Source organism: Streptomyces sp. MMS24-W38 (assembly GCF_059889265.1).
The window spans coordinates 107095-119003 of the sequence record NZ_JCBCPP010000001.1; the positions used below are offsets into that span (position 1 = coordinate 107095).

Annotated in this window: 1 protein-coding gene and 1 pseudogene; both read left to right on the forward strand. The window is 76.2% G+C overall.

What is annotated here, in order from left to right; translation table 11 throughout:
* The first annotated feature begins 54 nt into the window (after positions 1-54).
* On the forward strand, positions 55-6216 hold the full coding sequence (locus AC6F7H_RS00240; RefSeq protein WP_500754460.1) for an SDR family NAD(P)-dependent oxidoreductase: 6162 nt from the start codon (positions 55-57) through the stop codon (positions 6214-6216).
* 19 nt (positions 6217-6235) lie between these two features.
* Positions 6236-11887: pseudogene (locus tag AC6F7H_RS00245) on the forward strand (type I polyketide synthase); the annotation flags it as partial.
* Between the last annotated feature and the right edge of the window lie 22 nt (positions 11888-11909).

Sequence of the window (11909 nt, forward strand, 5' to 3'; positions counted from 1 at the left end):
GGTTCCCGGCAGCGACCAGCACAGATCCTGGCCGACGCAACCAAAAGGTGTCACATGGGTGTTAACGCAACGGAGGCAGTGGCCGCGGACATCGCGGAGTTCCTGCGCGACGCGGTCGCGGACCTGCTCGGCACACAGGCGGAGGCGGTCCCCGTGACCGTCGCGCTGCGCGACCTCGGTGTCGACTCGTCGGGTGTGACGCGGCTGGCCGGCGCGCTGACCGAGCGGCTCGGCCGGGCCGTGCCCGGCTGGCTGCTGTGGCAGCACCCGACCGTGGCGGAGCTGGCCGCGGCACTCGCCGGTGAGCGGGAGCCGGACCGGACGGCCGCCGGCGAGCGGCGCACCGCGGCGGTCACCGCCGACGAGCCCATCGCGCTCGTCGGTCTGGGCTGCCGTCTGCCGGGCGGCATCGCGACCCCGCACGCCCTGTGGGAGGCCCTGCTCGCGGGCCGCGACGCCGTGGGTGAGGTGCCCCGGGACCGCTGGGACGCCGACGAGTGGTTCGACGACGACCCGCAGACGCCGGGCACGATGTCCACGCGCCGCGGCGGCTTCCTCGACGACGTGGCAGGCTTCGACGCCGCCTTCTTCGGGATCTCGCCCGCCGAGGCGGCCCGTATGGACCCGCAGCAGCGCATCGCCCTGGAAGTGGCGTGGGCGGCGCTGGAGGACGCCCGCATCGTCCCCGGCACGCTGGCCGGCAGCCGTACCGGAGTCTTCTTCGGCACGATGTGGCAGGAGTACCAGCTGGCGACCGGCGCGGGGCCCGAGACGATCGGCTCGCACTCGGCGGTCGGCTGGGACACCTCGATCGTGCCGGCCCGCATCGCGTACGCGCTCGGCCTGGAGGGGCCGGCGCTCTCGGTGGGCTCGGCGTGCAGTTCGTCGCTCGCGGCGGTGCACATGGCCGCGCACAGCCTGCGCCGCGGCGAGTCCGACATCGCCCTGGCGGGCGGGGTCAGCCTGGTGCTGCACCCGCACACCACGGTCGCGATGACGAAGTTCGGCGGCATGAACCCGGCGGGCCAGTGCCGTGCCTTCGACGCGGACGCCGCCGGATACGTACGCGGCGAGGGCTGCGGCGTGGTCGTGCTGCGCCGCCTGTCGGACGCGCTGCGCGACGGCGACCGCGTCTACGCGGTGCTGCGCGGCAGCGCCGTCAACAACGACGGCGCCTCCAACGGGCTGACCGCGCCCAATCCGCGCGCCCAGGTCGACGTGGTCCGGGCGGCCTGGCGGGCGGCGGGCGTCGCACCGCACCAGGTGGGATACGTGGAGGCGCACGGCACGGGCACCCCGCTGGGCGACCCGATCGAGGCCGCGGCGCTCGGCGAGGTGTTCGCGCCGGGCCGGACGACGCCGCTGCTGCTCGGCTCCGCGAAGACCAACTTCGGCCATCTGGAACCGGCCGCCGGTGTCCTCGGCGTCCTCAAGACGGCCCTCGCCCTGCACCACGGCCGGCTCCCGGCCGGCCTGCACTTCGACCGTCCCAACCCGCTCATCGACTTCACCGGCCTGCGCCTGGAGGTGGTCACGGCCGCCCGCGACTGGCCCGAGGGCCCCCGCCACGCGGGCGTGAGCGGTTTCGGCTTCGGCGGCACGAACGTGCACCTGGCCCTGACGGAGGCCCCGCACCGCCGGGCCCTGACCGCGCCCGCGGCGGCGGGGGAACGGCCCGAGCAGGCACCGGCCGTCGCGTTCTGCTTCTCCGGGCACGGCTCCCAGTGGACCGGCATGGGACGCGATCTGCTGGCCGAACCGGCCTTCCGCGCGGAACTCGCCGAGGCCGACCGGGCCGTGGCCGCCGTGACGGGCTGGTCCGTTCTGGACGAACTGGTCGCCGCGGACAGCCGGCTGGAACGCACCGAGGTGCTGCAGCCCGTGCTGTTCGCCCTGCAGGTGTCACTGGCCCGCACCCTGCGCCGGTGGGGCGTCGTCCCGGACGTGGTGTTCGGGCAGAGCGTCGGCGAGGTCGCCGCGGCGGTCGTCGCCGGCGCGCTCACCCTCGAACAGGGCGCCCATGTGATCGGCGTGTGGTCACGGCTCGTGGCCGAACGCGCCGCCGGCACCGGCTCGATGCTGGTGTGCGAACTGACCGCGCAGCGGGCCACTGCCCTCGCGCGGGGCCGCGTCACCCTCGCCGGACACCTCGCGCCCGGCCAGGTCTGCCTGTCGGGAACGACGGCCGCCCTCGCCGAGGTGGAGCGGGAACTCGGCGACGCCGGCGTGCGGACGTTCCGGGTGCACATCGACTACCCCTCGCACAGTACGGAGCTGGCTCCGCTCGCCGACGAACTCGTGGCGCGGCTGGGCGCGTTGCGTCCGGCGGCGGCCTCGATCCCCTTCCTGTCGACGGTGACCGGCGACCACCTGGACGGCACGCTGCTCGACGCGCGGTACTGGGCCCGCAACATGTGCCGCCCGATGCTGCTCGACGAGGCCGTGCGCCGGCTGCCCCGGACACCGGGCCGGGGACTGCGGGTCGTGGAGATCGCCCCGCACCCCGTGGTGTCCACGCCCGTGCGGCGCACGCTGGCCGACCGCGCGGACGGTCCGGCCGACGAGACGCGTGTGCTCGCCGCGTGCCGCCGGAACCGGCCCGCCACCGAGACTCTGGAAGAGCTGCTGCACGCCCTGTGGCACGACGGCGTCGGCGTGGACTGGGCCGCCGCCACCGGCGCCGCGCCACAGGCCGGACCGGCCCGGCCTTGGGTGCTGTCCGCGAAGACCCCGGCGGCGCTGCGCGCCCAGGCCGCGGCCCTCCACGACCACGTCCACGACCGTCCCGGGCTGTCCCCCGACGATGTCGGACACTCCCTGGCCACCACCCGTACGGCGTTCGCGCACCGCGCGGTCGTGGTCGCGGACGACCGCGACGGCTTCCTGCGGGGCCTCGCCGCGCTGGCCGCGGACCGCAGCATCCCCGGACTGGTCACCGGTGACGGCGGCGAGCCGGCCGACCCGGACCACGGCTGTGTCCTGGTCTTCCCCGGGCAGGGCGCGCAGTGGGCCGGCATGGCCCGCGAACTGCTCGACCACTCAACGGTGTTCGCCGACGCCTACGCCGCGTGCGCGCGGGCCCTGGGCGAGTTCGTCGACTGGTCGCCGACCGAGGCACTCACCGACGAGGACGCCCTACGGCGGGTGGACGTGGTGCAGCCCGTGCTGTGGGCGGTGATGGTGTCGCTGGCCGAGCTGTGGCGCGCCCACGGGGTGCGGCCCGCCGTCGTGGTGGGCCACTCCCAGGGCGAGATCGCCGCGGCCTGCGTGGCCGGAGGCCTCTCCCTGCAGGACGGTGCCCGCGTCGTGGCGCTGCGCAGCCAGGCCATCGCACGGTCCCTGACCGGCCGCGGCGGCATGGTGTCGGTGGCCCTGCCGCGCACCGAGGTCGAGCGGCGCATCGCGCGGTGGGACGGGCACCTGTCCGTGGCCGTGGTCAACGGCCCGGGCCTGACCGTGGTCTCCGGCGCGCCCGACGCCCTGGACGAGCTGATGGAGCAGTGCGCCGCCGACGACGTACGGGCCCGGCGCATCCCCGTCGACTACGCCTCCCACTCCGCCCAGGTCGACACCCTGCGCGAGGAACTGCTCGCGGTGCTGGCGCCGATCCGGCCGCGCTCCGCCGGAACGCTGTTCTTCTCCACGGTGACCGGCGGCCTGCTGGACACGGCGGAGCTGGACGCCGACTACTGGTTCCGCAACCTGCGCACGACCGTGGAGTTCGAATCCGCCGTCGCCGCCCTCGCCGAGCGCGGACACCGCCTGTTCGTGGAGGCCAGCCCGCACCCGGTGCTGACCCTCGCGGTCGAGGAGACGGCGGGCGCGGCGGGCGCCACCGCGCTCGGCACCCTGCGCCGCCGCACAGACAGCGCCTCCCGGTTCCTGTCCTCGGCGGCCGAGGCCTGGGTGCGCGGCGCCGACGTGGCGTGGCAGGCGTCCTTCACCGGCAGCGGCCCCGGCGGGCCGCGCACGGTCGATCTGCCGCCGTACGCGTTCCAGCGCAGGCGCCACTGGCTGGACCCGGTCGAGGGCTCCCCCGCCGCGGTCCCGGCGGCCTCGGGCGCGGACGACTCGGAGTTCTGGTCCGCGGTGGAACGCGGCGACCTGGACGCGCTCACCGCGTCCCTGGACGTCGGCCCGGCCGCGGGCCTCGGCGAACTGGTTCCCGCGCTGTCCGCGTGGCGGCGGCGCACCCGCGCGACGGCCGGGGTGCGCGACTGGCGGTACGAGATCACGTGGAAGAAGATCACCGACCCCGCGGGACCGCCGCCCGCCGCGCCCTGGCTCGCGCTGTTGCCGGCGGGCGAGGCACGGGCCGCCGAGGTGCTGCGCGGCCTGACGGACGCCGGTGCCGACCTCGTTGCGGTCGTGCTCGGAGACGAGGAGCGGGAACTCACCGCGAAGGCGCTGCGCACGGCGTGCGAGGACCACGCGGCCCACTCCGGGCAGGAGTTCGCCGGTGTGCTGTCGCTGCTCGCCCTCGCGACTGGCAGCGACCCGCGGCACGACTCGGTGCCCGCCGGATACACCGCGACGCTGCGGGCCGTCCAGGCACTCGGCGACGTGGAGCTCACCGCCCCGCTGTGGTGCGTGACCCGCGAGGCGGTCCGGACCGGACCCGGCGACCTGGCCGTCGACCCCGCCCAGCGCATGATCTGGGGGCTGGGGCGGGTGGCCGCGCTGGAGCACTCCGACCGCTGGGGCGGTCTGATCGACCTGCCGGGCTCGCCGGACGCGGGCGTCTGGCGGCGCCTGGCCGCACTGCTGAGCGGCGACGGCACGGAGGACCAGGTCGCGGTGCGCACCGACGGGGTACGGGCACGCCGCCTGACCCGGGCCGGGGAGGCGCCGCGCCACACCTGGCGGCCCTCCGGCACCGTGCTGGTCACCGGCGGCACGGGCGCACTCGGCCGCCGGGTGGCGCGCTGGCTGGCCGGACAGGGCGCCGAGCGCCTGGTCCTGACCAGCCGTCGCGGCCCGGACGCGCCGGGCGCGGGTCAGCTCGTCGAAGAACTGAGGGCGCTGGGTGCCGACGCGGTCGTGGAGGCCTGCGACGTGGCGGACCTGGAAGCGCTGCGCGCCGTCCTGGACCGCGCGGCCGCGCACGGACCGCTCACCGCGGTGCTGCACACGGCGGCCGCCCTGGACGACGCCACGGTCGACGCGCTCGACCCCGGCCAGGTGGAACGGGTCCTGCGCGTCAAGGCCCAGGGCGCCTGGAACCTGCACGAGCTGACCCGGGCGCAGGACCTGTCGGCGTTCGTGCTGTTCTCGTCGTACGGGGCGACCGTCGGCATCCCCGGGCAGGGCAACTACGCGCCCGCCAACGCCTACCTCGACGCGCTCGCCGAGCTGCGTCACCTGCGGGGGCTGCCCGCCACCTGTGTGTCGTGGGGTGCCTGGGGCGGCGGCGGGCTGGCCCGCGGCGCCGTCCGGGGCGTCCTGGAGCGGCACGGGGTGCCCGAGATGGACCCGGATCTCGCCCTGATCGCCCTGCAGCAGGCCATCGACGGCGGGCGGCCCTGCCAGACCGTGGCCGACGTGCGCTGGCCCCGGTTCCTGACGGCGTTCACGGCGGCCCGGCCGAGCCCCCTGCTCGCCGATCTGCCCGACGTCGTGGAACTGACCCGGGCCGCCTCCGCGCCCGCCGCGGCGGCGGGCCAGGACGGCCCGGGCGAGCCGGATCTTCGCCGGCGTCTGGAGGGGCTGCCGCACGGGCAGCGCACCGACGCCGTCCTGGAGGTGGTGCGTGCGCACACCGCGGCCGTCCTCGGCTACGGCCCCGAGGAGCCGCTGGAGGACCGGCGCCCCTTCAAGGAGCTCGGGTTCGACTCGGTGACCGGTGTCGAACTGCGCAACCGGCTGAACGCGGAGACCGGTCTGCGGCTGCCGGCCACGCTCGTCTTCGAGCATCCGACGCCGACCGCGCTCGCCGGCCATGTGCTGGCCGAACTCGGCGTGGGCGCCGCCGCCGAGGCGCAGCGGCCGGTGGACGTCGACGCGCTGGAGGCGGCCGTCACCGCCCTGGACGCGTCGGCGCTGGCACCGGCGGACACGGACCGCCTGTCGGCCGTCTCCCGCGCCCTTCAGGAGATCCTCGCGCACGCCGGTGACCGGCAGGCGCCCCCGGAGGAACCGCACGAGGCGCCGCAGGCGCTCGACGACGCGTCGGACGACGAGTTGTTCCAGTTCATCGATGAGAAGTTCGGACTCTGACATGGCGAATGAAGACAAGCTGCGCGCCTATCTCAAGCGCGTCACCGGTGAACTGGACACGACGCGGGAGCGGCTGCGGCAGGCCGAGGGCAGGCACCGGGAACCGATCGCCGTGGTGGCGATGAGCTGCCGGCTGCCGGGCGGCGTCGCAACGCCCGAGGACTTCTGGCGGCTGCTCGACGACGGCACCGACGCCATCGGCCCGTTCCCCGAGGACCGCGGGTGGGACACGGCCGGGCTCTACGACCCGGACCCGGACAACGCCGGCACCGTGTACGCCGCCGCCGGCGGATTCCTCGACGAGGCGGCCACGTTCGACGCGGGGTTCTTCGGGATCTCGCCGCGCGAGGCCGTGGCGATGGACCCCCAGCAGCGGCTCCTCCTGGAGAACGCCTGGGAGGCGTTCGAGGGCGCGGGCATCACCGTGGAGTCGGTGCAGGACCGGCCGACGGGCGTCTACGTCGGCACCAACGGCCAGGACTACGCGGACCTGATCGGCGACGGCAGCAGCGAGGGGCACGCCCTGACGGGTGCCGCCGCCAGTGTCCTGTCCGGACGCATCGCCTACGCGCTGGGCCTTCGGGGCCCGGCCCTGACCATCGACACGGCCTGCTCCTCCTCGCTGGTGGCGGTGCACCTGGCGGTGCAGGCGCTGCGCCGGGGCGAGTGCGCGCTGGCGCTGGCCGGCGGGGCCACCGTGATGGCCACGCCGCAGCTCCTCGTGGAATTCAGCCGGCAGCGCGGCCTGGCGCCGGACGGGCGCTGCCGGGCCTTCTCCGACCACGCCGACGGCACCGGCTTCGCCGAGGGCAGCGGCATGCTCCTGCTGGAGCGGCTCGGCGACGCCCGCCGCAACGGCCACCCCGTGCTCGCCGTGATCCGGGGCACCGCCGTCAACCAGGACGGGGCGTCCAACGGCCTCACCGCACCCAACGGGCAGGCTCAGCAGGACGTGATCCGGGCCGCCCTGGCCGACGCCGGGCTCGGCGCCGCCGACATCGACGCGGTGGAGGCGCACGGCACCGGCACCCGGCTCGGCGACCCGATCGAGGCCCGCGCGCTGATCGCCACCTACGGGGCGGCCCACGCGACGGGCGACCCGCTGTGGCTGGGCGGGGTGAAGTCCAACATCGGTCACACGCAGGCCGCCGCCGGAGTCGCGGGCATCATCAAGATGGTCCAGGCGCTGCGCAACGGCCGGCTGCCGCGCACCCTGCACGCCGAGGAGCCGAGCACCCACGTCGACTGGTCCGACGGCGGCGTGCGGCTGCTGTCGGAACCGGTGCCGTGGACGCCCGGCGAGCGGGTGCGCCGCGCCGGTGTGTCCTCGTTCGGGATCAGCGGCACCAACGCGCACATCGTCCTGGAGGGGCCGGAGGGCAGCGCGCCCGTGCCGGCACCGGACGCGGCGCCCGCGCAGGACGCCGCCCACCACCCGGTCGTGCCCTGGCTGCTCTCCGGCCGGGACGAGGCCGCGCTGCGCGCACAGGCGCACCGGCTCGCCGGCCATGTGACGGACCGGCCCGCCACCGACGTGGCGGACGTGGCGTACTCGCTGGCGGCCACGCGCACCGCGTTCGAGCACCGGGCGGTCGCCGTGGGTGGCGACCTCGACGAACTGCTGGGCGCCGTACGGGCGATCGCCGACGGCACCGCCGCCGGCACGGCCGCGCTGCCGGGCCGGACCGCGTTCGTCTTCCCGGGGCAGGGGGCTCAGCGGCCCGGCATGGGCCGGGAGCTGTACCGGGACTTCCCGGCGTTCGCCGCGGCCTTCGACGCGGTCTGCGCCGAACTCGACCCGCAGCTCGAACGGCCGCTGCGGGAGGTCGTGTTCGCCGAGCGCGACACCCCCGAGGCGACGCTGCTGGACCAGACCGGATTCACCCAGCCCGCGCTGTTCGCCGTCGGGGTGGCGCTGTTCCGGCTCCTGGAGTCGTGGGGCGTCACCGCCGACTACGTGATGGGCCACTCGGTGGGCGAGCTGGCGGCCGCGCACGTGGCCGGTGTGCTGTCCCTCGCCGACGCCTGCGCCCTGGTCGCCGCCCGCGGCCGGCTGATGCAGGCCCTGCCCGCCGGCGGCGCGATGCTCGCCGTCAAGGCGCCCGAGGAGGAGGTGGCGCCGCTGCTCGCCGGCCACGGGCACGCGGCGGGCGTGGCCGCGGTGAACGGTCCCGGCTCGGTGGTGGTGTCCGGGCCCGCCGAGGTCATCGAGGACGTGGCCGCCGAGCTGGCCGCCCGCGGCACCAAGACACGGCGGCTGACCGTCTCGCACGCCTTCCACTCGCCGTTGATGGACCCGATGCTCGCCGACTTCGCCGCGGTCGCGCGGCGGATGACGTATCACGCGCCGGTGCTCGGTCTGGTCGGCAACCTCACGGGCGAACGCGTCGTCGACGAGGTGCGCGACCCGGACTACTGGGTCCGGCACGTGCGGGAGGCCGTCCGGTTCGCCGCCGGCACCCGTGCCCTGACGGCCGCGGGCGTGACCCGCTTCGTGGAGCTCGGCCCGGACGGCACCGCCGCCGCGATGGTGCAGGACTGCCTGGCGGACCTGGGTGTCGAGGCCACGACGGGCGTGGTGGCGCTGCTGCACCGGGAGCGCCCGGAGACCGGGACGCTGATCGGCTCGGTCGCCCGCGCGCACGCCCACGGCGTCACCGTCGACTGGGAGCGGTTCTTCACGGGCACGGGCGCGGAGCGGGTGGAGCTGCCGACGTACGCCTTCCAGCGGGCGCGGTTCTGGCCCGAGCGGTCGGCCGTCTCGCTCGACACCGCCGCCCTGGGGCTCGCCGACCCCGCGCACCCGTGGCTGGGCGCGCTCACGGCGTCGGCCGACGGCTCCTGCCACATCTTCACCGGCCGGCTCTCGCTCGCCGAGCATCCCTGGATCGCCGACCACACCGTGTTCGGCCGGGCGGTGCTGCCGGGCACCGGGCTGCTGGAACTGGCCCTGGCGGCCGCGCACCGGTCGGGCGCGGCCGGCGTCGCCGACCTCACCCTGGTGGCTCCGCTCGTGCTGCCCGCCGACACGGCGGTGCACCTCCAAGTCGTCGTCGGCGGCGGCGAGAGCGGCCCTCGGACCGTGACGGTGCACAGCCGCACCGCCGACGGCAACGACGGCCCGGAGTCCTGGACGCTGCACGCCACGGGCGAGCTGAGCACGGCGCCCGCGGACGCCTCCGCCGGGTTCGCCTGGGCCGGCCGGTGGCCGGCGCCCGGTGCCGAGCCGGTCGCCATGGACGGCTTCTACGAGCGGTTCCAGGAGCAGGGCGTCGACTACGGCCCGGCCTTCCGGGGCACCGCGGCGCTGTGGCGGCAGGGCGACACCGCGTACGGCGTGGTGCGGCTGCCCGGCCAGGACCGCGCCACCGACGGATTCGGGCTGCATCCGGCGCTGCTGGACGCCGCGTTGAACGTGATGAAGGCCGTGCCGGACGACGACACCGCCGGGCAGGACGGCGTACTGCTGCCGTTCTCCTGGTCGGGCGTCGAGCTGTACGCCACCGGCGCCGGCGAACTGCGCGTCCGGGTCGGCGTCCGCGACACCGCCACCGGCCGGCACCTGACGGTCGAGGCCGCCGACGCCACCGGCGCCCCGGTGGCCCGCGTGCAGGGCCTGGAGATGCGCCGCGCCACCGCCGCGCAGATCTCGGCGGCCGTGACGGACACGGCCGCACGGGACCTGCACGAGCTTCGGCTGCGGCCGGTGACCCGCCCCCGCCCCGCCGCGCAGCGGCCCGCCACCGTCGTCCTGGGCGGCGAGAGCCGGCTCGCCGAGGCGCTCAACACCCCGGCGGTGCCCTCCTTCGAGGCGCTGTCGGCCACCCTGGACAACGGCACGCGGCCACGGCGCGTCCTCGTCGACGCGACCGGCCTCGCCGACCGCCCCGACGAGGAGGTGACGTCGGCGGCGGGCGACGCCCTGGCACTGCTCAACCGGCTGCTCGCCGAACCCCGCCTGGACGAGGCGGAGCTGGTGTGGGTGACGGACCCGGCACCGGGCCCGTACGACGATCCGGACACGGACACCGGCACCGACGCCCGGGGCCTCGCGCCGGCGTCGCTGCGCGGGCTGCTGCGCGCGGCCCGGGGCGAGTACCCGGACCGGTCGCTGCGCACCGTCGAGATCAGCGGCGCGCACAGCGCTCCGGCGGCCGAGTCGCTGCTGAGCGCCCTGGACGTGCCGGACGAACCGGAGCTCGTGGTGCGCGGCACGGACCTCTTCGCGCCGCGCCTGGTGCGTGCCGAAGCCCCTGCTCCCGAGGTCCCGGCCACACCGCTGGACTCGGAGGGCACGGTGCTGCTCACCGGCGGCACCGGCGAACTGGGACGGGCCGTGGCCCGGCACCTGCTGCGGGAGCACGGCGCACGCCGCCTCGTCCTGACGTCCCGTCGGGGCCCGGACGCCGCGGACGCCGACAGCCTGGTGCGGGAGCTGACCGGGGCGGGTGCGCTGAGCGTCCGGATCGCCGCGTGTGACGTGGCCGACCGGGACGCGGTGGCGGAGCTGCTGGCCGGCATCGACCCGGCCCACCCCCTCACGGGCGTGGTGCACCTGGCCGGTGTCATCGACGACGGTCTGGTGACGGCGCAGAACGGTGAACGCCTGGCACGTGTCTTCGCGCCCAAGGTGCGCGGCGCGCTGCACCTCGACGAACTGACCCGGGGCCAAAACCTGGCGGCGTTCGTGCTGTTCTCCTCCGCCGCCGGTGTGCTCGGCACGGCCGGCCAGAGCACCTACGCCGCCGCCAACACCGTCCTGGACGCGCTGGCGGCCCGCCGCCGGCAGCGCTCCGAGACCGCGCTCAGCCTCGCCTGGGGCCTGTGGCAGCAGAGCGGAACCGGCATGACCGCGCACCTCGGCACGGCCGAACTGTCCCGGATGCGCCGGCAGGGCATCGCCCCGATGCCGGTGGAGGATGGCCTGCGGCTGCTCGACGAGGCCCTGCGCCGGCCACAGCCGAACCTGGTGCCGCTGCGGCTGGACACCGCCGCCGCAGCCCGCCACCTCGGCGAGGGCGGCGAGGTCGCCCCGGTGCTGCGCGTCCTGGTGCGGCGGCCGGAACTGCCCAGAGCGGCGGCCGGATCCTCCGCCGCCGACCCGGCGTCGCTGCGGCAGCGGCTCGAACCGCTGCCCGCGGAACGCAGGACCCGACTGGCCACCGAGGTCGTACTGGAGGAGGCCGCCGCGGTGCTCGGCCTGAGCAGCCGCACGTCCGTCCAGGCGGACCAGGTGCTGAAGGAGCTGGGCCTCGACTCGCTGATGGCGGTCGAGCTGCGCCGCCGGATCGCCGCACGGGCCGGTGTGCCGATGCCGGCGACGCTGGCCTTCGACTACCCGACCCCCGCCGCCATCGCCGGACTCGTCCTGACCCGACTGGACCTCGCGGCCGGTCCGGAGCAGACGGCGACGGCCGGGGACCCCGACTCGGTCCTCGCCCGGGTCCTCGACCGGGTGTCGGCGGACGAGATGCAGCGCAGCGGCCTGCTCGACCTGCTGGTGGACCTCGCCGACCGCGCGGACGCCCCGGGCCCGGACGGCACATCCGCCAGCCCGGCCGCCCGGCCCGCGTCCCCGTCCGGCACGTCCCGTCCCGCGGAGCGGTCCGTCGACGACATCAACGCGGAGCTCGACGCCCTGCTGGCCTCGGTCGGCGACGAGGCCTTCTGACATGCGCCCGATGCGCCCCCTG